The following is a 22,398-nucleotide window of genomic DNA, read 5'->3' on the forward strand; positions in this document are numbered from 1 at the left end:
CTTCGGGTTTCAAACCCGAAGAGTATTGACTGTGATACAATATAGCTCATTCGACGAGTGCTGTCAAACAGAAAGAAAAATTTCCGTTCAAAGAGGTGCTAGATTTAGCAACCTCTTTTTTATATGCTTGCGGTACCCTCTAAAATCAAAAGGAAAGAAGGATCAGAAAGATGAATGAACTGGCAAATCAAACCCCTGAACGGTACCTCAACTGCCTTGCGGGGATTGAATCGGAACGGATCTACAACGCAATGGTTAACGACGACCAGGAACCATACCCTTTCCACCTTATGTGGTTGCTCCGAATGGTGGATGAATTGAGCGGCATCGAAAACGAAGCTGTGCTGAAGGTAATCCTATCCACCCTCTATGAGTCTCTGGATGCTGACCTCCCAAGCGATTTCCCCCCAATTGTCGAATCGCATCATCTCTCAGAGTTCGCAGTTGAACTGATTGAAGATCTGCTGGATATTGCAGAAATCCATTTTACGGAAGGTGACGAATAAGCAGAGGACGTTATTGAGTCTCTTTATAAATACGGCTTTTAAGGGACTACACAGATAACCCATCATTTCTGTGCGCACGGATTTGTGCTATAATAGCAATAGATATTTGGAGCAAAAGGAGAGTTGGCCGTGAATAACGAATATGATAATGTACGATTTTTCGCAGAATACGCAAAAATGTCCCGCAGCAGGGTGGTCTGAACGCCGCCGGAGAATTGCACCAACTAAAACCCATTTTACTTCGCTTAAAGGGAAAACTGTCCTCGATTTGGGGCGTGGCTATGGTAATGACTTTAAAAATGAGGTGTTTTGTATGGTGATAAGAAGCGAGGAAGAGAAAGATATCGAAATTATATATTCGGTAGTAAAGTCTGCATTTGCTGATGCTGAACACAGCGATGGCAATGAGCATAATTTAGTAAAAGCATTGAGAAAAGGCGATGGTTATGTTCCCGAGCTATCTTTAGTTGCCGAAATAAACGGAAAAATTGTGGGATACATTATGTTCACTAAAGTTGAGATTGGGAATCGTGTTGAATTGGCATTGGCTCCGTTGGCTGTTTTGCCTGAGTATCAAAGAAAAGGAATAGGAACAGCTTTGATAAGGGAAGGACATAGAATAGCGCATGAATTGGGATATGGATATTCGATTGTATTGGGAAGTGAAAAATATTATCCCAAAACAGGATATTTGCCGGCAGATGAGTTTGGCATAAAACCGCCTTTCAACGTACCAAGTGAAAATTTTATGGCTTGCAGATTAAAAGAAGATGGACCACGCATTCATGGGACTGTCAAATATGCGAAAGAATTTGGAATTGATTAATACAAAAATCCGTTTGTCAGGCTGATGTAAGTACGGTATAGTGATGAAGTTTGAAATCCTTTGGAGGTTGTGAGGGAACAATGGCTGTGTAGGATTCTCCTATTGTTTATTTCCCTTCCACAAACCATCGAGGGCCTTCATAAAACAGATAGGTCTCTTTTCCCAAGATTCGGCAACGGTAACGCATCCCGATCCCGCCGGCTTTCGTGCTGGCCGCACGACGGGTTTCGAGCACCCGGTCAATCTTAAAAACCCATCCATCTTCCCAAATGATCGAGAGCGGCGAGATGTTGCCCTCTAAATCAAAGTGGGAGGTGACCTCCACATAAACCTTCCTTGCCAAAAAAACACCTCCCTGTGCGGTTAGTATGCGCAGGGAGGCGTTTTCTAAGTCAGAAAGCCTATTGGATGGATGATGTGATCCTCCACCGGATTGAGCGCCGAGAGTTGCGGATCGGTGAGCATGATGCCCCACTGGACACAGAAGTGCCCGAACCGTCCCCGCAGGCCGTCGATGGCCTCCTCCAGCCGCTCCCGCGCCTGGGCTTTCGCCACGTCAGGATAAAGGGAGAGCTGCACTGAATCGATCAGCAAAAGGGTTGACGCCCGCACCCCTAGGCTGCGCACTGGTTTGCCGTCTGCGTGGTGCTTCTGGCAGAGCGCATAAGCCGCGTCAAAAATCTCTCTGGCAGTGCAGCTCGGACGTTCCAGCTTCATCTGCCGCTCATAGGAGAAAAGCTCGTTGTCCCGGATGGTGATAACCACCGTCCGGCAGCGGAACCCATGTTCCCGCAGGCGCTGGGCAACGCTCTCGCAAAGGGCATACAAAGTGATGCGGATATCCTCGCTGGTCACCAGGTCGCGGGGGACGGTGGTGGAGTTGCCCACCGACTTGATGAGCGACTTCGCGCCGATGTTGCTGACCGGCGAGGTGTCCAGGCCGTTGGCAAACATCCAAAGCATCCGGCCCACCTTGCCGAACCGCCGTTCCAAAAATTCGATTTGTGTCCTGGCAAGGTCGCCGATGGTTCGGATGCCGTAGGATTGCAGTTTGCGGGTGGTGGCGCGGCCCACATACAGTAGATCCTTCACCGGCAGCGGCCAAACCTTCTCCCGAAAGCTGTCATAGGGGATAATTGTAGTGCCGTCCGGCTTGTTCATGTCGCTGCCCAGCTTGGCAAAGACCTTGTTGAAACTTACGCCCACCGAGGCGGTAATCCCCAGCTCCTCCTTCACCCGGCCGCGGATTTCATTGGCCACCTTCGGCCCGTCTCCGAACAGACTGGTACAGCCAGTGAGGTCGATCCAGCTTTCATCCAAGCCAAAGCTCTCGCAGCGGTCGGAATAATCCGCAAAGATCTCTTTGGTCCTATGGGAAAATTTCAGATATTGATCGAACTGCGCCGGCACAAAGGTGATGTCTTTGCATTTCTGCCGCGCCTGCCACAGCGCGTCGCCGGTCTGGACGCCAAAGCGTTTGGCCTCCTGGGATTTTGCTAACACGATGCCGTGCCGCAGTTCCGGGTCGCCAATGACAGCCACGGGTTTTCCGCGCAGGGTTGGATTTAACAGGCACTCGACCGAGGCGTAAAAGGCATCGCAGTCGACGTGCAGAATGGTTCTATTAGAGGGTTTCATACCTCTATTTTACCGCCGCGGCGCGGTCCAAATCCACAAGTAATGGTTGGCAGGAAATGTGGTATACTATTGCTGGAGAGGGGGAATGTCCCATGTGTGGGCGATACAATTTTACGGCGGAGGAGAGCGCCGAACTGCAGGAGATCGTGCGGCAGATCGAGGCTAAGAACGCTCAGGCGGAGTGGCATGTCGGGGAGATTTTCCCCACCAACACTGCCCCGGTGTTGTTCTGGGAACAGGAACAGACTTCGCCGGATTTGCTTGGTTGGGGTTTTCCCGGCTTCAAAAGCGGCGCCCGGACGATTATCAACGCCCGGGCGGAGACGGCGGGTGAGCGCCCGATGTTCCGCAAGAGCCTGGACGAGCGGCGCTGCGTGATCCCCTCCAGCGGTTTTTATGAATGGCAAAAGCTGTCCAAGCAAAAGTACCTGTTCAGGCTTCCGGGCGAGGACGCGCTCTACATGGCGGGCATCTGGAACGAGTTTGCCGGGGAGCGCCGCTTCTGCATCATCACGACGGAGGCAAACGAATCGATTGCCGACGTCCATTCACGGATGCCGGTGGTGCTCCCAAAGAGCGAAATTAACGAATGGCTGTGCAACAGGAGGGTCGCGGAGGAAATCCTGCACACAGTGCCGCCCATGCTCGCGCGGGAGGCTGTTTCGGCGCAGACAACGCTCTGGTAAAGAGAGGCTGCAAACGCAGTCTCTCTTTTGTCATGTAAAACCACTGGCTAGGCCAGTGGTTCCCCAAAAGGCTACTGCCGATAATGGAAGCAAAAAAACGCCCTTTGTTATAATAAAAGTGCGGTCGCCAACTGCACCAAAAATAACAAAGGGAGGACATTCAGATGGGACTGAACGACATCAATAGTTTATCGCATACAAGGTGGAATTGCAAATATCACATAGTATTTGCGCCCAAATATCGGAGGAAAGAATTTTACGAAGAAAAACGTGCAGCCGTAGGCAAAATACTCAGGCAGCTCTGCGAATGGAAAGGGGTAAAAATAATAGAAGCGGAAGTATGCCCGGATCATGTGCATATGCTTTTAGAAATACCGCCCAAGATAGCAATTTCAAGTTTCATGGGATACCTCAAAGGGAAAAGCAGCACAATGCTGTATGAGCAATTCGGCGAGTTGAAGTACAAGTATAGAAGTCGGGAATTTTGGTGTCAGGGATACTATGTAGACACGGCAGGGAAAAACACAAGCCGAATAGCGGAATATATCAAAAACCAGTTAAAAGAAGATCAGCTGGGTGAGCAGTTAACGATGAGTGAAGTTGGCCCGTTTACGGACGGCAAGTAACAATCTCTGCGCAGCTGGCAGACCGTATTACGCGTTTGACGTGTAAGCGAGGAATTGAGGGCTTTGCCTGCATGTGAAATACCCCCGGCTATGCCGAGGGATATTTATTACCGCTAAGCAGTGACGGGAAATAAATGACATGTGTCGAATGTGCCGCTTATTGAGCTTCGAGGCTACAAATTGAATCCGGATGAATGCGTTTCTAGATATTGTTGTTTTCGCAATTCAGTAAAAGTAGGGAACACTTGAACGTTACTTCTTGAATATTCCCTATTTTTGTTGCTGAATTCTATAGTTGGAGATTCGCTGAACAGTGCGCTCACTTTAATAAATGTCATGTTCCTGAGTAAAATGAAAACGCATGATATCGGTGCGATAGTAGCATTTGAAGTATTCAAATGGGCAATCAGTATTGTTGACGGTACCAGAAGTAACAGATTCAAATAGAATAACTGGAGTATCGGACGAGATATCCAACAATGCTGCTGTTTCAACAGAGGGCAACACGGCATCAACTGTGTTTTCTGTTTTTTTGCGATATGCACCATATTTGGACTGCATCAGATCCGCTAAAGAAAGGGCAGAAAAGTCCATAAACTCAATGCCAGGAAAACGAGCGATGGGGATATAAGAACTGGTTACGTTAAAAACCGTTCGATTCCCCCGATACAGCATTTTTAAAAACAGGACCGGATCTCCTTCATCGATTTTTAAGCGGGAAGCAATCGGCTTAGAAGCGACGATTTTTTCTTGATGTAAAACGGAACGTGAGGAAGAAAACCCCATTGCACTGTAATTTCGGTCACAGCGGGTGACGGAGTAAATGGGGTGTGTTCGCCACGTTCCCTTTACATAAGTACCCTTACCATGAAGTCGCAGGAGATAGCCCTGCTTACAGAGATCGTCAATGGCCCTTCGAACGGTGTTACGGCTGATATTGTAGCGTTCGGAGATTTCCCGTTCAGTGATGAACCGTCCATCCTGGGCGGTTTCGGCGCCAGAATTAATCAAAGAGATCAATTCGGCTTCCAACTGCTCATACTTCATGTAAATCGTCCTTCCTATTGTAATGATTGCCAACTCAGTATCGTTAAAAAATACAATAGTTTCGGTTCGAGGTGAGTGAACTTAGATAAGAAAAGCATAAAAGAAATGATGATGAAAGTCAAGTTTTAAACAGGCTGTTTAAGCGCAGAAGGTTGCTGGAATAGGATACCTTTTCGCGTTTCGTCAAAATTTTAAAGAAAATTTGTAGAAAATGACGAGTCGAATTTGTACCTTATAAAAAGGGACCATTTCTAATATTGGTTTGCTTATCAAGGAATCTTTGTTTAAATGTGGTAAAACGGATGAGAAATGTAGTCATTATTCCTCTTGCTTCAAAAGGAATTATTTTATATAAAAAGAAAGAAGTAGTTGATGCCGTCATCCAAAGCAGGACCCAGAGTGCGGTTATTTGGGACGATCAGATATTGCGCAAGGCTGAAAATGAAACTTCCGCGAGTTGACTGATCATCCTGCTTTGTATGAAGTATGTGTCAATCAGAAATCGAACTCTGAACAACAGGGTAAAGGAAAAGAGGAGGAGTATGTCTTGAATATCATCAACGCCTTTGACTATGTAGATACCCATCTGGAATCTGCGCCTTTCCGTATCATTACTTCGGGTATCCCAACTTTGTATGGTGAAACCATGGCTGAAAAAATGCAGTACATGGCTGACCATTACGATTGGATGCGCAAGCGTATCATGGGTGAACCTGGCGGCAAGCGTGCAATGGTGGGAGCAGTTCTGACCGAGCCTGTGCACAAGGAGGCGGATTTCGGCGTTTTCTACATGGATGATCTGACCTATCAACCCATGTGCGGCGCCGGCTCTCTGGCTGTGACCAATGCCGTCGTTCAGTTGGGGATGGTCCCTGTTGTGGAACCTGTGACTTCAATCGTATTTGATACCCCTGCCGGTCTCATCAAGACCTATGCAACTGTTGAGAACGCCGAGGTAAAGAAGGTAACCCTTGAAAACGTACCGTCTTTCTTATATGCCAAAGATGTAAAAGTGCCGGTTGAGGGTGTTGGAGAAGTGACACTGGATATCGGCTTTGGCGGCAACTTCTTCGCCCTGGTGGATGTAGAACCGCTGAATATCGAGATTAAACCAGAAAGTCGTGAGATTCTTGGCTCTCTTGCAATGAAAATTATTGCAGAGATCAATCGGACGATCAAAGTTCAGCATCCTGAGAATCCTGCCATTAACTATCTGGATCAGCTGATGTGGTGCCAGGAGCCTAAGGAGGAAGGCGGGCACTTTATCGGGCAGTGTGTTTATTCTGCGTGCAAACTGGATGATTCTCCCTGCGGCACCGGAACATGCACCAAGATGGCCAGAATGTACGCAAGAGGCAGGCTTGGTCTCAACGAGCCTTTCCTGCACGATAACAACATCAATCCCACAGTAAAAACGTTTGAAGGCGTTCTTTATGGTACCACAAAGGTGGGCGATTACGATGCAGTGTTACCCCGTGTCAGCAGCATGAATACCGAGATCATTGGTTTCGGAAAACTGGTTGTCACGAAGAACGACAAATATAGAGAAGGGTTTGTGGGGGTGTAATTGTGAAAAAGATGTTTGATGGCATTGATAAATTCGTATTTGGGATCAGCAGTATTGTTGTTCTGATTTTCGTAATATGGATTGCCGGGTTCACTGAGAGCGCTGGGACGGCGCTGAGTGTCATGCTGAATTATGCGATGGCTAATATCAGCTGGGTTTATATGCTGACGATGTTGCTGATGTTCGGATTTTGCCTGTTCCTGTGTTTTAGCAAATGGGGCAAGATCCGTCTGGGCAAGGATGATGAAAAGCCCAAATACGGTACGGTCTCCTGGCTGGCCATGATGTTCAGCGCAGCAATGGGCGTCGGGCTGATTTTCTATGGCGTTTCCGAACCGGTTACCATGTGGGCGAATCCTCCCTCCACCGAGGGATTAACCGCTCTGGGTGCATTGGAAGGCATGAAGCAGACATTTTTTAACAACGGTATGTCCATGTGGTCCTGTTATTGCCTGTTCGGTTTGGGGCTTGCATATTTCAATTTCAGAAAAGGCCGACCCGCCCTGTTGAGCTATATGCTGGAACCTCTAATTGGCAGAAAGCGCGTGGAAGGCCGCTTGGGCCAGGTCGTTGATTCCGCTGCCATCATATCCACAGTTTTCGGTATTGCGGCGGCACTGTCGATCTGTGCGCAGCAGCTGAGCGCAGGCTTTGAGATGAACTTCGGTTTACCTGCAACGAACATGGTGATCAATGTCACCATTGCAGTGATTTGCGCGATGTACCTCTGCTCCGCGATTTCCGGCGTAGACAAAGGCATTAAGTTCCTAAGCAATGCCAATGTGGTGCTGGCAACCATACTGATGTTCTACCTGCTGCTTGTCGGTCCCACCGCCTGGCTGATGGAGTTCTTCATGCAGTCTCTGGGCGAGCATATCTTTGAGTTCATTCCTATGTCCTTCAATCTGGACGCTTTTGGCCTGATTGAAGCCAATGCAGGCTACGATCTGGTTGGCGAATATCCTGTGATGTATGTTGCATGGTTCCTGGCCTGGACCTGCTTTGTCGGAGCTTTCGTTGCTAAGGTTTCCAGAGGCAGAACGATCCGTGAAGTTGTCTGGGGCGTTCTGATTATCCCCGGATTGGTTTCATATCTGTGGTTCGTCGCACTCGGCGGCAACGCCATTTATCTGGAACTGTTCGGCGGCATTGAACTGTCTCCCAGCATTCTGAAGAGTGCGCAGATGGCTCTGTTCCTTCTGCTGGATTATATGCCTGGCGGTAGCATCATGTCGATTGTAACCATTGTGCTGATTGTCACTTTCTTTATTACCACAGCAGACTCCTCCACGTTCATTGCCAGCGTATACTGCAGCCGTGGTACAGACAGTGAACCCAAGGTCTGGGTCAAATTATACTGGGGTATCATGATTGCCGTGATTGCGATTATCTTTTGGCCAATCGGTGGCGTTCAGGTCTGCCGCCAGCTGAGCTTGATCATTGCGATTCCCATCACCATTGCCGCCTGGGCGCTGATCGCCTCTCTGATCAAATCCTTCAAGGCGGAAAAAAATACGCTGGCACAATTGGATCAGGTATAAAACAGCGCTGCAGAAATGGGGATCCCACCGGGCATAAAAATTATATGCCCGGTGGGATCCCGATAAAATCCATTAAACTTGTAATCGAAAGGAATTTGTTCAGTGAAACTGACTGATTATGAGAAAGAACTTTTAAACGGCGACCACGGCGAAGCAGTCCAGATGGCAATGCGTGTCCTTTATGATCTGGGTGAATATTATGGCGCGGATGACTTTGTCGAGATTACTGCATGCCATGATGACAGCACGGTCTATTTCGGGGAAGCGCAGGTCGCTTTTGCGGAATATCTTGCTGCCATGGGTGCCAAATTTGCAGTACCGACTTCCACCAACGCCTGTGCATTGGACATGGAGAGATGGGACATTCAAAAGCATGAGGCAAGTTGGATGGCAGCTACCCGCCGCATTGAAGCTTCTCACCTGAAAATGGGGGCAGTACCATCCTGGACTTGTGCGCCTTACCAGACGGGATTTTCTCCTGTCTTTGGTTCGCAGGTGGCGTTTGCGGAGTCGAATGTGATCAGCTTTATGAATTCGATCGTTGGCGCCCGCACAAACCGCTATGCAGGGCCGTTGGAGTTGCTGTGTGGTATAGCTGGCCGCGCGCCCAATTTTGGATTACATAAAACGGAAAACCGATATGCACAGGGACTAGTCATTCTGGGGGACGACATCAAAGAAGAGATGTTTGATGACCCCAGTATGTTCAACTATGTGGCTTATGCATACGGTAAAATCGTCGGGAACCGTGTCTGGGCGCTTCAGGGGATGCCCAAGCGGAATCTGACGATGGATAATTTAAAACAATTCAGTGCGACGGTGGCTTCTTCCGGAGGAATTGCATTGTTCCATCTGATTGGGATTACTCCTGAAGCGCAGACTTTGGAAATGGCTTTTGGTGGAAAAGAACCGAAAGAGGTTGTCATCATCGGCCTGAAGGAGCTGAAAGAGGCGGAATCTCAATTATGCAACTATGACGAGACGGGGACGATCGATCTGGTATCTTTGGGTTGTCCTCATTTTTCCTGCGCAGAGTTCCAAGACTTGGAAGACAAACTGGCTGGCAGACGCATCCATCCCGATACTGCAATGTGGATTTTTACCAGCCGTGCCAATTACGCAAATGTGGAATCAAGTGGTTTACTGGCGCGTATTCAGCGGCTGGGCGTACAGGTTTTTGTCGATGGCTGCCTGATGGAGTATCCCACAAAGAGATGGGGAACAAGATCTATCATGACCAACTCAGGTAAGTTTGGCACTTATTGCTTTAACAAAGTAGGGATTCATCCGGTATTTGGCAACCTGCAGGATTGCGTAGAGACCGCGGTCCAGGGAAAGGTTGTCCGGGGAGGTGCAGCATGGGACAGATAACCTTAAAATGCAAAAACGTAATTGCTGCTTCTAAGAGGATTTCACTGGTACACTCCAACGATTCCTTTAGTTTTGTGGGTGGTGTCAACATACAGACCGGTGAGATCGCGGATTATCGCCACGCCAACTATCAGCAGAACATCGCGGGCAAAGCGTTTGCCTTTCCCTTTGGAAGAGGCAGTAGCGGCGCGGGGCTGGTGCTGATGGAAATGCTGCGCATCGGGACGGCTCCAGCGGCCATTATCAATGTGTATACCGATCCTGTTATTTTAACAGGTCCTCTGATTTGTAAACATTTTTACAATCAGATTCTTCCAGTCATCAATCTCAGCGAGGAAAATTTCAAGAAACTGGAAAGAGCAAAAGAAATTGAAATCTTTGCAGATAAGGAAGAATTGATTGTCTATCAATAAGACGGATTATAATTAAGGAGAGAACCATATGAAAAAGTTCAGTGGAATGTATGCTGCGATTCCGACCCCCTTTGCGGCAGATGGGAGCATCATCCGGGAATCTTTTGAAAAAATCTGCGAACGGATCATTGCCGCAGGTATGCAGGGTATTCTTGTTTGTGGCAGCACAGGAGAGTATTCTGCCCTGACGACTGAAGAAAGAAAGACGGCCATGAAGATGGTGGTGGATATTGTTGGCGGACGCTGTAATACCATGGCCAGCTGCGCCGGGCATAATCAGGAGGAGACTCTTGAAATGGTCAAATATGCGGAATCCATCGGCATTGATTTCGCGCTGGTTGTTACGCCCTACTATCTGACCACGACGGAGGAAGGGATCTATCGCTACTACAAGGCCATCAGTGATGTGATAAAGGGCGATATGGGTTTGCTGCTCTATAACTATCCCGAGGTGACGACGGTAAAGCTGTCTGTGGAGTTCATCCAGAAGCTGGCGGAGATTCCCCATGTGGCTGGGATTAAGGATTCTGACACGCTTGACCACACAAGTAAGCTGATTGGGGCAATGGCGGGTAAAGAGTTCGGCATTGTCAACGGCTATGAGCATCTTGCGATCGGTACGATGGTAACCGGCGCGGCCGGCACTGTTGGCATTATCCATGGCCTATGTCCTGAGCAGATGATGGCGATTTATAATGCGGTTCAGGAAAATGATATCAAGACCGCAATGGAAGTGAATGACAAAATGCGTGCCCTGTATACGCTGATGGAGAGAGAACCTGTACCTGCTCCGATCAAGGCGGCATTTAATATCCTGGGGATTCCATGCGGAGCGCCCAGACTGCCTTTGCTGCCGGCTTCCAACGAACTGGAGGAGGAACTGAAGGTTGAGATGGAAAAACTCGGCATGCTGTGATTCAAAGTTACAACAACCTGAATGGAAAGGATAAACGACGATGTTTACAATTGATTCTTACCTACCCACGCGAATCGTGTTCGGATATGGCCGTCTGAAGGAGCTTGCTTCTATGGAGCTGCCCGGAAAGAAAGCCTTGATCTGCGTGACAGAAGATGGCCTGATGGCCCAGCTGGGCGTCCAACAGAGGGTGGAATCGCTGCTCCGGGAAAACGGCACGGAGTATGTTTTGTTTGACAGGGTCTGCGTCAATCCCCCCAAGTCTGTCGTGGAGGCTGCCGTGGCGGTCGCTCGGGAGAATGGCTGCGACTTCATGTTGGGTCTTGGCGGCGGCGCCAGCATCGATGTGGCTAAAGCGGCAGCGGCGATGATGGTAAATGATGGCGACCTGTGGGATTATGGCTATACCGGAACCGGCGGACGCAGGGAACTGCAAAAAGCGCTGCCCATCGTTACGATTTCCACGACTTGCGGTACCGGGACGGAAACTGACCAGTATTGTGTGATCACCCATGACGAGACCCGTGAGAAGCTTGACTTCACTTCGGAGGCCATTTTCCCCACCATCTCGATTATCGATCCGGAACTGATGATGACGCTCCCTCGGTCCCTGACTATCATGCAGGGCTTCGACGCGCTTTTCCACAATGCGGAATGCTATGTGACCAATGGCCACCGCAACCGCCTGCTGGATCTGTATTCCGCCGACGGGGTGAAGGTGGTGGCTGAAAACCTGACCAAGGTGGTCAACGATCCGACCGATGCGCAAGCCCGTACCAACCTGGCCTATGCGGCCGACATCCTGGGCGGCTACAGCATGGCGCTGGACAGCGTGACCTCCCATCATATCTTAGCCCAGACCCTGGGAGGTTATTATCCAGGGTTCCCCCACGGCGCGACCCTGATCGTGGTGGCCGAAGCTTACTATAAGAGGGTTTGTTCCCTGCTGCCGGATGAGTTTGACGAGTTGGGCGAGCTGATGGGTGAAACCCGCGATCCTGCCAACCCCGGTTATGCTTATGTGAAGGCGTTGATCCGCCTGCTGGACGAGACTGGCGCTCGATCTATGAAAATGTCGGAGTATGGCGTAAAGAAAGAGGATTTCCAGAAGATCGTCGACATGACGGTGGATCAGGTAGGTATCGCGTTGGATCGGTACCAGCTTACCAAGCAGGACTTTATGGATATGCTGGAGGAGTCCTATCGTTAATGGAATCAGGCGTATCCCTAACGGCTGCCGCGGCAAGGCGGCAGCCGGCGGGGGCCTTTACAGGTGTTTGATTCGATAACCCCCACCTGTGGAATACAAAAGATAAAATTTCCGTGAAAACAAAACAGCAATGATTTCATGGGAAAGGACAGCAAAAAGATGAAACTGAAAACAACACTGAATGGGAAAACCTATCAGTTTAAAGATATCAAAGACGTTCTGGCAAAGGCGAACGAGCCCAAGTCCTGCGACCGCTATCAAAAAATCGCGGCAGAGACCATGTCGGAACGCGTTGCGGCTAAAATCGTGCTGTCGGAGATGACTGTGCAGGATCTCACGGAGAACCCCACAGTCCCCTATGAAAAAGACGAGGTGACCCGCGTCAATATAGACGGGCTGAACCGCAGCGCCTATGAGGCGAAAAAGAATATGACCATCGGACAGCTGCGGGAATGGGTCCTGGATCATAAGACAACCTGCGACGACTTGGTACGCAGCTCCCGCGCTTTTACCGGAGAGGTGGCAGCGGGCGTTGCAAAGCTGATGTCCACGATGGATCTGGTCTATGGAGCGGCAAAGATCCATCATGTGACGAGATGCAACACCGCCATTGGCCAGCCCGGGGTTTTGACTTTCCGCAACCAGCCGAACAGCCCAACGGACGATCCGCAGGAAGTCCTGATCCAGATGCTGGAGGGGTTGTCCTACGGCAGCGGCGACGCCTGCATCGGAATCAATCCGGTGGAAAACAATGTGGAAAGCACCCGCCGTATTGCGGAGGCTGTATATGATTTCCTATGCAAAAAGGAGGTTCCCACCCAATTGGTAGTGCTCTCCCATATGCGTACGCAGATGGAGGCGCTGCGGAAGGGGGTGCCTCTGTCGATGGTGTTCCAGTCTATCGCGGGTACCGAAGAGGGCAATCAGGCTTTTGGCGTGGATAAGGCGCTGTGTGAGGAGGCCAGGGAACTGGCGAGGGAATTCGCGGTCAGCAGCGGTCCCAACCAGTTGTATTTTGAGACGGGACAGGGCTCCGAGGCGTCTATCGGCGCGGACTGCGGCGTCGACGAGATGACGCTGGAAGCCCGTACATATGGATTCGGACGGTATTTCCGCCCCTTTATGGTGAATAATGTGTCAGGCTTTATCGGTCCGGAAACGCTGTTTGACGGCAAGGAAATGATCCGCGCCAGCCTGGAGGATCACTTCATGGGCAAGCTGATGGGCTTGCCCATGGGGGTGGCACCCTGCTATACGAACCACACATCCATCACGCAGGACGACCAGGAAATTGCCACAATGCTGCTGAATCTGGCGGGTGCCAATTATTATATTGGTATTTCCGGAGCGGATGACATTATGCTCTCCTATCAGGACACCAGCTATCATGACAATGCCACACTGCGGGAGATGACCGGAAGGCTTCCGGCCCCGGAATTCCATAAGTGGCTTATGAAATATGGGATCGTCGACGAAAAGGGCAGGCTGCTGCCGCGCGCAGGCGACGCCTCCATTTTCCTGGATTGAAAGGGGTGGCGTTTTGAACGAGAAAACATTGCGCGAATTGATCCTGGATACGATCCGGGAAGTGGTGACGGATGGTGGTGCGGAAGAAATCACAAAGATCCAGAAGCCGCAGACTGCATCGCCCAGAGCAGCGGAAGAAATGAATCCAGCCTGCGTGATCTGTGACGAAGAGGTTGCAGATCTTTCGGCTGTTGATTTTCGAAAGGTGATCTCCGTTCCAGATCCTGCGCATCCGGAACAGTTTCAGGAGCTGCGGGAGAAGTCCGCCGGCCGCATCGGTATCTGGCGGGCGGGCCCCCGGTACCGGACGGAAAGCTATTTGCGCTTCCGGGCGGACCATGCGGCTGCCATGGACGCGGTGTTCCAGGATGTTCCGCAGGCTCTGCTGGATCGGATGGGACTGCTGCAGGTAAAGACGCTCTGTGAGAATAAGGATGATTATTTGACCCGCCCGGACAAGGGACGGATGTTCTCCCAAGAGACACTGGAACGCATAAAGAAAAATTGCACCCCCAATCCTGATGTGCAGATCATATTGGCGGACGGTCTGTCTTCTACAGCCATCGCAGACAATGCGGAGGATATTCTGCCCGCCATCATGCAGGGCTTGGCGCATCAGAATATAACCGTGGGCACCCCGTTTTTTGTGAAGTACGGCAGAGTCCCGGCCATGGATCCCATCACGGAACTGCTGGGGGCAAAAGTGACGGTCATATTGGTGGGCGAAAGGCCGGGACTGGCGACAAGGGGTTCGATGAGCGCATATATGACTTACGGCGGCTATGTAGGTATGCCGGAAGCTGGAAGAACCGTTCTGTCCAACATTCATAAGGCAGGCACCAATGCTCCGGAAGCAGGGGCGTATATTGCGGAGCTGTGCCTGCGCATGCTGAAAGAGAAGGTTTCCGGGCTGGATCTAGTCATCTGACCGTATTTCCGCAAAAAGGAGCATAGCCATGGAACTGAAAGGAAAAGAACGGATTATCCAGGAATTTGTCCCTGGCAAACAGATCACGCTGGCGCACATCATCGCAAATCCGGACGAGAGCCTGTATCAGAAGATGGGGCTGGTGGACGGCAAGGGGGCTCTGGGGATTTTCACCATCACACCCAGCGAAGGCGCGATCATTGCCGCAGACGTAGCTGCCAAGTCCGCGGAGGTGCAGGTGGGATTTGTTGACCGGTTCAACGGGTCCCTAGTGATCACTGGCGATGTGGCCGCGATCCATTCGGCCGCGGAGGGCATCATGGACATCCTGTGCGCAAAGATGGGATTTACGCCGACAAGCATTACAAAGACTTAAGCTTATGAAACGATTGATGCTGATTGGGCGCACCTTCTCTGGAAAAACTACCCTGTGTCAATTTCTAAACCATGAGGCCATACGTTACCACAAGACGCAGACGATCCAGATTGTAGATAAGAGAATGATTGATACGCCTGGCGAATACTTGGAACAAAGACATTTCCGGGGAGCGCTTTCCGTAACGTCCACCCAGGCGGATGTGATTGGCCTGGTTCAGGACGCAGCGGAAAAGGGGACGATGTTTCCACCATCGTTCAGCAGTATGTTTGCTCTGCCGGTGATCGGGATCATCACTAAGACGGATCTGGCGGATACCGCGTCCATTGTACAGGCGGAAAGCTATCTGCGCATGGCAGGCGTCTCAAAAATATTCGTAACCAGCAGTTACTGCGGGGAAGGGTTTGAACCCTTGAAGGCGTACTTGGGATACGATGAATAACATAAGGCAGGCAGCATATGCAGGAAATCATTGAAAGTGTCGGAATCGACATCGGGACCTCCACTACGCAGCTGATTTTCAGCAGGCTGGTCATGGAAAATTTAACCAGTGGATATTCCGTCCCGAAAATTACAATTGTTGATAAAGAAATTACCTATCGAAGCAGCATCTATACGACCCCTCTGCGCTCCGAAACGGAGATCGACGCGAAACGGGTTTCTGAAATCGTGCGCACAGAATACCAACATGCCGGCAAGCGGCCGGAGGACATCCAAACGGGAGCGGTGATCATCACCGGCGAAACGGCCCGGAAGAAAAATGCCTCCGCCATGCTGGAAGCGCTGAGCGCTATGGCCGGAGAGTTTGTGGTGGCAACGGCGGGACCGGATCTGGAATCCGTTCTTTCGGCCCGCGGCGCCGGGACGGACACACTCTCTGCCAAGGAGCGGTGTACAGTAGCCAATCTGGACATCGGCGGAGGAACCACCAATATCGCGCTTTTTCATAAAGGAACCCTTGCGGGTGTTTCCTGCCTGGATATCGGGGGACGGCTTATCAAGCTGCAGGATGGCAAAATTACATACATCTATCAAAAAATTGCGGCTTTGGCGGACGAGCATGGGATATCTGTCAAAACCGGCGATCGCGCGGACATTGGGACGCTGGAAAAGATTTGCGGGCTCATGGCGGACCAGTTGGCCCAGGCGCTGCATTTGAAGCGGATGGAGCCGGATCATCAACAGTATTATACAAATAAAGGGAAACCGTTGGGGACTGAGCCAGAAGTGCAAGCCGTCACTTTCAGCGGCGGGGTAGCGGATTTTGTCTATGAGCCGGGGACAGAAGATGTGTTTCGGTTCAACGACATCGGTATCTTGCTGGGAAGGGCTGTCGCCATGCATCCGGCTTTCCGGAACATCCGGACTTTCCGAGCAAAAGAAACGATCCGGGCGACGGTGATCGGTGCGGGAAACCATACAACCGAGGTAAGCGGGAGCACGATCTCTTATAATATAGCCCGGTTTCCTATAAAAAACATCCCCATTGTACGGGTGGAAATCGAAAATGAAACCACAGCGGAAGGGGTAATAGAGTCACTGCAGCGGCAGATCCCCATGTATTTTGCGGAGGGGAAGCCGGAACAACTGGCTCTGGCACTGTCTGGGAATGGCTGGACCTCTTTCCGGGAGATACAAAAACTGGCGGAGAGTATCTGCGCGGGCGGAAAAGCGGTGTTGGAGAGCGAGTTTCCGTTGATCGTCATATTAGAACAAGATATTGGAAAAGTCCTTGGAAATGCATTGCGATACCGGCTTGGGAACGAAAAGGAAATCATCTGTCTGGACAGTATCGCGGCAAAGAGCGGCGATTATATCGACATTGGTGTTCCAGTGGCAAACGGCAGAGTGATTCCAGTGATCATTAAAACGCTGATCATGAATTCCTGAGCCTTGGCAAAGAGAGGTGGAGCGGTTGAAAGGGGACGTCATCAAAACGACTATTCTGGCAACCAGAATGATCGCGAATCTGGAGCCTTCCATGGCCAAAGCGCTGGGCGTTTCCCCGGAGTTCCATTCCGCGGCGCTTTTGACGACTACATGTGATGATGTGACGTATGTGGCGTTGGATGAGGCGACAAAACGGGTGCCGTCGGAAGTGGCGTTTGCAAAGAGCTTTTATGGCGGCGCCGATAATGCCAATACCGAACTGGCGGGTGAAATTTTGGGTATTTTGGCAGGGCCGGATCCGGAGACGGTGCGGAGCGGATTGAAAAGCTGTATCGATGCGATTGAGAATGATGTGCACTTCATTTCCGCCAACGACGAGGACAGTATTATCTATCTGGCGCACTGTATCTCCAGAACCGGAAAATACCTTTCCAAGCTGGCGGATATCCCCGAAGGCGATTCGCTGGCCTATCTGATCGCGCCGCCGCTGGAAGCGATGTTTGGCGTGGACGCCGCTTTGAAAGCGGCGGATGTCAGGCTGTGCGTATTGTATGAGCCCCCGACTGAGACCAACTTTGGCGGCGCGCTGCTGACGGGAAGCCAGTCCGCCTGCAAGGCTGCGTGCGAGGCGTTTGCGAGCGCGGTTGAGGCGGTTGCCGAAGCGCCCAGGGAGATTTAAAAGATGCGAAAGGACGGGACGGTATGCAGGCGTTGGGCATGATTGAGACAGTTGGGCTGCTGGCGGGTATCGTGGCGGCGGATGCGATGCTGAAAAGCGCGCAGGTTTCTTTTGCGGTCAAGCAGAAAACTGGAGGCGGTCTGGTGACAATTATCGTGTCCGGTGATGTGGCAGCGGCAAAGGCGGCTGTGGAAGCCGCCGAAACCGCCATCGCGCCATTCCATTGCCTGGTATCTTCCCATGTGATCGCCCGGCCCGCCGAGGTCCTGAAGCCGGTGGTGACGGCAGGTGCCGGGTCTCCGGAAGAAAAAACTGCCATAGGTGTGGCTGCCCAGCCGCCGAAACCAGTGAAGGGACCGGCTCGGCCCCAGGATGAAACCGCCCGCAGATGGGATAGGGCTTATCTGGAGAGCCTGAAGGTTGTCGAACTGAGAAAACTGGCCCGAAAGCAAAAAAACGCAGGCATGACGGGAAGGCGAATCCGGGATGGAAAAAAGAGTGAATTGATCGAACAGCTCATGAAGGGGTGATTTCAATGAAAATATATGATAAGGACTTGCTGTCCGTTCAGGAAGTCCGTGACATGGTGGCGAAAGCGAAGGCTGCACAGGCAGAATATGCCGCATATGATCAGGAACGGGTGGATGCCGTCGCTTGCGCGGTGGCAAAGGCCTGCGCGGCACAGTCGGAACGTCTGGCCAAGATGGCCGTGGAGGAGACGGGTTTTGGCATCTGGCAGGACAAGGTGCTGAAAAACCAATTAGGCAGCGCCATGACTTATGAGAGCATCAAGGACATGAAGACCGTCGGAATCCTGCGGGATGACAAGGAAAAGGGGATCATGGAAGTGGGGGTGCCCATGGGTGTCGTGGCAGCCTTGATCCCCTCCACGAATCCGACTTCCACGGTAATGTATAAAAGCCTGATTTGCTTGAAGTCCGGCAATGCCATTATCATCAGCCCTCATCCAAATGCGAAGAACTGCATTGCCGAAACGTATAAGGTTGTGGCAGAGGCGGCAAGGGGGGCCGGAGCTCCGGATGGCATCGTACAGTGTATAACACTGCCGACGATGGATGGTACGGCCGCGCTGCTCAAGCACCGTGATATTGGCATGATCCTGGCCACCGGCGGTGAGGCTATGGTTCGCGCGGCCTACAGTTCTGGCAACCCTGCGTTGGGGGTGGGGCCGGGAAACGGACCCGCCTACATTGAAAAGTCTGCGGATATCCCGCTGGCAGTCCGCCGGATCTTTGACAGTAAGACGTTTGACAACGGCACAATTTGCGCTTCTGAACAGAGCATTGTGACGGAAGCGTGCATCCAGGATCAGGTCATTGATGAAGCGAAGAGGCAGGGAGGTTACTTCCTCTCGCCGGAGGAGAGTAAAAAGGTTGGCCGATTCATTATGCGGGCCAACGGGACCATGAACCCAAAAGTTGTGGGCAAGTCCGCGCAGGCCATTGCCGAGATGGCGGGCGTCCAGATTCCGGCCGGGACAAGGGTTCTGATTTCCCCCCAGTCGACGGTGGGAAAGGATAATCCATACTCCAGAGAAAAGCTCTGCCCGATTCTGGCATTCTATGTAACGGACGGGTGGGAAAGCGCCTGTGAGCTCTGTATGGAGATCCTCCACAATGAGGGCGCGGGGCATACCATGACGATCCATACACAGGACGACGGTATCATTCGGGAATTTGCATTGAAAAAGCCAGTTTCCCGCCTTCTGGTAAACACGCCCGGCGCACTGGGCGGCGTCGGCGCCACCACGGGCCTGCAGCCCGCGCTGACCCTTGGCTGCGGATCTGTGGGGGGAAGCGCCACTTCCGATAATGTGGGGCCCTTGAATCTCATCAACATCCGCCGGGTGGCCTATGGATTGAAAGAGCTCAGTGATCTGCGGGGCGGCGTAAGTGAACCGCCGCAGATATCTCAAGGAAGCAACATCAGCCAGCAGCAGCTGGAGGAGATTGTGATAAAAGTCATTGAACAGCTGAAACATACCAATAAATAATATATCAGGAGGAATATGATTATGGCAAACATGCAGGCACTGGGAATGATCGAAACAAAGGGGCTGGTCGGTTCTATCGAGGCCGCCGATGCAATGGTCAAGGCGGCAAACGTCACGCTGATTGGCAAGGAGCACGTGGGAGGCGGTCTGGTGACCGTAATGGTGCGCGGTGATGTGGGCGCTGTCAAGGCCGCGGTGGACGCCGGCTCGGCCGCTGCCGAGCGCGTTGGCGAGTTGGTTTCCGTCCACGTGATCCCCAGGCCCCACAGTGAAGTGGAAAGCATCCTGCCCCAGGTCAAGGAATAATTTGAATGGAACAGTAGCGACGGTTTGATCGCTTGAGCGGAAAGCGTACCGAGCGGCCAGCCCGGTACGCTTTTTCGAAGAGTGCAAAATGAAGCATATGCGGCGTCGGGCCGCAATTCGAAGCTAAGGGCGTGTAAACCTTGAAAGTGATCACAGAAGCGCTCCTCCGGGAAGAGCTGCGCCATGAACAACCCAAGACCTATTGCGTTGAAAAAGGAAAAATACTTTCTCCGGCCGCGCGGGAATACTTGCAGCAAAGGAAAATTACCGTAGCTGAAGCAGCTTTTACGGTTGAGCGGAAGTCAAAAGAATTGAAGCTTCCGGAAAAGGCAGATACCCCATCGGCGCGCAGCGCGCAGCGTTACATCGATTACCGCACGGGCGCCGCCTATGAGAAGAAACCGGAGCATATGACGCAGCTCCATGACAATTATCTGGTGGAAAAGTCCCATCCCAGGATTGCCTTCCGGGGGTGGATCGACAATCTGCAGGCGGAGATTATCCTGGCGCAGACGGTGGTCTGCAAGGATCATCCGAAGACGCTGGTGAAAGACCTGGATGAGCTTTTGAACGTTGTGCGGCAGATCGTTCGGTGCGAGGTGATGGAAGAGCCGATGACGTCTTATACGCTGCTTGGCTTGGACGCCGACGGCTTGCGCGAACATTCCCATCACCCACAGAAGTATTATCGCATCAAGCAGATGCTGCTGCCAGATTATTCCATGGGCGAAGCGTATGCGCGGTTGAATCTGATCCGAACAAAGGTGCGTCAGGCGGAGACGGTAGGCACAAAGGCCTTCTGGACCGGCAGGACATATGAACACACAGACATTTTGGAGGCCTTGAACCGGCTTTCCAGCGCAGTGCACATCATGATGTGCAAGTATTTGGCGGGAGATTACAATGACGGAAAATGATATCAAGCGGATCGCCGATCTGGTGATTGAGGAGCTTCCCAAGCATGGCATTGTGCAGATCGAGGTTTCTGCGAGGCATGTGCACCTGAGCCAGGAAGATTTGGAAACCCTATTTGGAAAGGGAGCAAAACTGACGGAAAAACGCCCCCTTTCCCAACCGGGGCAGTATCTGGCGGAAGAGCGGATCACCTTGGCAGGAAAAAAGTCAAAAAAAGAGAACGTTGCGGTTTTAGGTCCTGTCCGTCCCCACACACAGGTGGAATTGTCCAAGGGCGACTGCCTGGCGTTGGGCGTGGACGCTCCCGTTCGGGAGTCCGGTGACGTGCAGGGTTCCGGCAGTATTGAATTGGTTGGCCCCCGCGGCACTGTACGGATAGATCAGGGCGCAATCATTGCCCATAACCATATCCATTTGACGCCGGAAACCGCAAAAGCCCTGCAGCTCAAAGACAAGGCTCACGTTCAGGTAAAAGTAAACTCCGGCCGGCCGCTGGTGTTTCAGGATGTGATCATTCGCGTCAGCGGGCAGTTCGCAAACCGGATGCACATTGACTCTGACGAAGCCAATGCAGCCGACATTTCCGGGACGGCTATTGGAACGATACTTCTATAGATTTGATCCCGGTTCGGGGGAAAAGGCGTTTGCCGCCGCGTTTGCGCCGAACGGCGGTTGATGGAGGAAGACAGTCATGGATATGCAGCAACTGGTGGAAGAGATCGCAGCCCGGGTGAAAGAGCGGATGGACTGCGAATTTGTGGAACAGGCACCGCCGGCAGAGTGCGGCCATCGGACGGAAAAACAGGTTTTGGTGGCAAATCGGAAGGGCTGTGGGGCTTGCGGCGCTTGCTGTAGGACTAAAGGGGCCATGTGGGGTTCCCGGATCGTTTGTATGCAAAGCGGCTTTGAAAAACTGCCCGACGCGGATACGAAAGCGATCGTGGCGCTTCACCTGACAGAACTGGACTTGCTGAAAATCGCCGCGGGAGTGGCAAGCGACGCCTATACGGAGATATTGGTAAGCGGGTTGCTGCAGGGGATTCCGATATTTGTACCGTTGGAATATGCGGAGTTTTCTTCCTGCGCATCGGCATCGGCCAAGCGATACCGGGCGATGCTTGAGGAGAAACGAAGCTTTTTGGAAGCGTGTGGAGTCCGTTTTCTCCCAGAGGAAGAAGTCCTTGCTTGTCTGAATGCAGATGGGAAGAAGGAAGAGGGACAACCTGCGGATCCTTCCGGGGACAGAACCGGTAAAAATAAAAGGAAACGGTTGCTGACAGAATGCAGGATCAAAGAGGCGGAGCAGCACGGGCAGATCCAAATCGTCATCGGCCGGAACACGATCGTTACAGATCTGGCAAAAGAGTACGCGTATAAACACGGTATGGAGCTGGTATACAGGCAATGAGTCCGCGA

26 protein-coding genes are annotated in these 22,398 nt (G+C 51.7%); 23 read left to right on the top strand and 3 right to left on the bottom strand.

The window, feature by feature from the left end; translation table 11 throughout:
* Positions 1–170: 170 nt before the first annotated feature.
* Together BN4275_RS08065 and BN4275_RS08070 are read left to right on the top strand one after the other, a co-directional pair.
* On the top strand, positions 171–506 hold the full coding sequence (locus BN4275_RS08065) for a hypothetical protein (protein ID WP_066456506.1): 336 nt from the start codon (positions 171–173) through the stop codon (positions 504–506).
* 313 nt (positions 507–819) lie between these two features.
* Positions 820–1,332, top strand: coding sequence for a GNAT family N-acetyltransferase (locus BN4275_RS08070; protein WP_066456508.1), 513 nt, complete (start codon positions 820–822; stop codon positions 1,330–1,332).
* Between the two features lie 106 nt (positions 1,333–1,438).
* On the opposite strand, the gene BN4275_RS08075 is transcribed toward BN4275_RS08070, so the two are convergent.
* Positions 1,439–1,675, bottom strand: coding sequence for a hypothetical protein (locus tag BN4275_RS08075; RefSeq protein ID WP_079988164.1), 237 nt, complete (start codon positions 1,673–1,675; stop codon positions 1,439–1,441).
* 44 nt (positions 1,676–1,719) lie between these two features.
* Positions 1,720–2,970 (bottom strand): DNA polymerase IV, encoded by a 1,251-nt coding sequence (gene dinB / locus BN4275_RS08080; protein ID WP_066456509.1) that lies wholly within the window; start codon positions 2,968–2,970, stop codon positions 1,720–1,722.
* Positions 2,971–3,062: 92 nt separating this feature from the next.
* On the opposite strand from dinB, the gene BN4275_RS08085 reads away from it, so the two are divergent.
* Together BN4275_RS08085 and tnpA are read left to right on the top strand one after the other, a co-directional pair.
* A complete protein-coding gene (locus tag BN4275_RS08085) occupies positions 3,063–3,656 on the top strand; it encodes an SOS response-associated peptidase (RefSeq protein WP_066456511.1) in 594 nt (197 codons plus the stop codon).
* A gap of 164 nt (positions 3,657–3,820) precedes the next feature.
* Positions 3,821–4,282, top strand: coding sequence for an IS200/IS605 family transposase (gene tnpA / locus BN4275_RS08090; protein ID WP_066456513.1), 462 nt, complete (start codon positions 3,821–3,823; stop codon positions 4,280–4,282).
* A gap of 324 nt (positions 4,283–4,606) precedes the next feature.
* Here tnpA and BN4275_RS08095 read toward each other — a convergent pair whose 3' ends face one another.
* Entirely contained in the window at positions 4,607–5,329 is a 723-nt protein-coding gene (locus BN4275_RS08095) for a GntR family transcriptional regulator (RefSeq protein ID WP_066456515.1), read from the bottom strand.
* 302 nt (positions 5,330–5,631) lie between these two features.
* Here BN4275_RS08095 and BN4275_RS17280 point away from each other — a divergent pair, with 302 nt between their 5' ends.
* The 19 genes from BN4275_RS17280 (at position 5,632) to BN4275_RS08185 (ending at position 22,390) form a co-directional block, all read left to right on the top strand.
* Positions 5,632–5,790, top strand: a complete 159-nt coding sequence (locus tag BN4275_RS17280; RefSeq protein ID WP_154018851.1) for a hypothetical protein — start codon at positions 5,632–5,634, stop codon at positions 5,788–5,790.
* 86 nt (positions 5,791–5,876) lie between these two features.
* The gene (locus tag BN4275_RS08100) at positions 5,877–6,896 is read left to right on the top strand and encodes a proline racemase family protein (protein WP_066456517.1); all 1,020 of its coding nucleotides are present in this window, start codon (positions 5,877–5,879) and stop codon (positions 6,894–6,896) included.
* Between the two features lie 11 nt (positions 6,897–6,907).
* Positions 6,908–8,437, top strand: a complete 1,530-nt coding sequence (locus BN4275_RS08105) for a BCCT family transporter (RefSeq protein ID WP_242863706.1) — start codon at positions 6,908–6,910, stop codon at positions 8,435–8,437.
* 102 nt (positions 8,438–8,539) lie between these two features.
* On the top strand, positions 8,540–9,808 hold the full coding sequence (locus BN4275_RS08110) for an aconitase X (RefSeq protein ID WP_066456521.1): 1,269 nt from the start codon (positions 8,540–8,542) through the stop codon (positions 9,806–9,808).
* Entirely contained in the window at positions 9,796–10,221 is a 426-nt protein-coding gene (locus tag BN4275_RS08115) for an aconitase X swivel domain-containing protein (RefSeq protein ID WP_066456524.1), read from the top strand. Before BN4275_RS08110 ends, BN4275_RS08115 begins: the two co-directional genes overlap by 13 nt.
* A 28-nt stretch (positions 10,222–10,249) precedes the next feature.
* Positions 10,250–11,137 (top strand): 4-hydroxy-tetrahydrodipicolinate synthase, encoded by an 888-nt coding sequence (dapA, locus tag BN4275_RS08120; RefSeq protein WP_066456526.1) that lies wholly within the window; start codon positions 10,250–10,252, stop codon positions 11,135–11,137.
* 40 nt (positions 11,138–11,177) lie between these two features.
* Entirely contained in the window at positions 11,178–12,347 is a 1,170-nt protein-coding gene (locus BN4275_RS08125) for an iron-containing alcohol dehydrogenase (RefSeq protein WP_066456527.1), read from the top strand.
* Between the two features lie 159 nt (positions 12,348–12,506).
* Positions 12,507–13,874, top strand: coding sequence for an ethanolamine ammonia-lyase subunit EutB (gene eutB / locus BN4275_RS08130; RefSeq protein ID WP_066460293.1), 1,368 nt, complete (start codon positions 12,507–12,509; stop codon positions 13,872–13,874).
* A 13-nt stretch (positions 13,875–13,887) separates the two neighbouring features.
* Positions 13,888–14,802, top strand: coding sequence for an ethanolamine ammonia-lyase subunit EutC (gene eutC / locus BN4275_RS08135; protein ID WP_066456528.1), 915 nt, complete (start codon positions 13,888–13,890; stop codon positions 14,800–14,802).
* Between the two features lie 28 nt (positions 14,803–14,830).
* A complete protein-coding gene (locus BN4275_RS08140; RefSeq protein WP_066456534.1) occupies positions 14,831–15,178 on the top strand; it encodes a BMC domain-containing protein in 348 nt (115 codons plus the stop codon).
* A gap of 4 nt (positions 15,179–15,182) precedes the next feature.
* A complete protein-coding gene (locus BN4275_RS08145) occupies positions 15,183–15,620 on the top strand; it encodes a EutP/PduV family microcompartment system protein (protein ID WP_066456543.1) in 438 nt (145 codons plus the stop codon).
* Between the two features lie 17 nt (positions 15,621–15,637).
* The gene (eutA, locus tag BN4275_RS08150) at positions 15,638–17,068 is read left to right on the top strand and encodes an ethanolamine ammonia-lyase reactivating factor EutA (protein WP_066456545.1); all 1,431 of its coding nucleotides are present in this window, start codon (positions 15,638–15,640) and stop codon (positions 17,066–17,068) included.
* 25 nt (positions 17,069–17,093) lie between these two features.
* Positions 17,094–17,747 (top strand): ethanolamine utilization microcompartment protein EutL, encoded by a 654-nt coding sequence (gene eutL, locus BN4275_RS08155; RefSeq protein ID WP_066456546.1) that lies wholly within the window; start codon positions 17,094–17,096, stop codon positions 17,745–17,747.
* Between the two features lie 38 nt (positions 17,748–17,785).
* The gene (locus BN4275_RS17820) at positions 17,786–18,277 is read left to right on the top strand and encodes a BMC domain-containing protein (RefSeq protein WP_278276522.1); all 492 of its coding nucleotides are present in this window, start codon (positions 17,786–17,788) and stop codon (positions 18,275–18,277) included.
* A 5-nt stretch (positions 18,278–18,282) separates the two neighbouring features.
* Positions 18,283–19,761 (top strand): acetaldehyde dehydrogenase (acetylating), encoded by a 1,479-nt coding sequence (locus BN4275_RS08165; protein ID WP_066456555.1) that lies wholly within the window; start codon positions 18,283–18,285, stop codon positions 19,759–19,761.
* Between the two features lie 21 nt (positions 19,762–19,782).
* Positions 19,783–20,067 (top strand): BMC domain-containing protein, encoded by a 285-nt coding sequence (locus tag BN4275_RS08170; RefSeq protein WP_066456565.1) that lies wholly within the window; start codon positions 19,783–19,785, stop codon positions 20,065–20,067.
* A 146-nt stretch (positions 20,068–20,213) separates the two neighbouring features.
* A complete protein-coding gene (locus BN4275_RS08175; RefSeq protein ID WP_242863708.1) occupies positions 20,214–20,984 on the top strand; it encodes a cobalamin adenosyltransferase family protein in 771 nt (256 codons plus the stop codon).
* A complete protein-coding gene (gene pduL / locus BN4275_RS08180) occupies positions 20,971–21,597 on the top strand; it encodes a phosphate propanoyltransferase (protein ID WP_066456573.1) in 627 nt (208 codons plus the stop codon). The genes BN4275_RS08175 and pduL overlap by 14 nt, the downstream gene beginning before the upstream one ends.
* A gap of 76 nt (positions 21,598–21,673) precedes the next feature.
* Complete coding sequence (locus BN4275_RS08185) at positions 21,674–22,390, top strand: hypothetical protein (RefSeq protein ID WP_066456578.1); 717 nt, start codon at positions 21,674–21,676, stop codon at positions 22,388–22,390.
* Positions 22,391–22,398: the final 8 nt, after the last annotated feature.

It is taken from the genome of Anaerotruncus rubiinfantis, assembly GCF_900078395.1.
In the GTDB taxonomy this organism is placed as follows: domain Bacteria; phylum Bacillota; class Clostridia; order Oscillospirales; family Ruminococcaceae; genus Anaerotruncus; species Anaerotruncus rubiinfantis.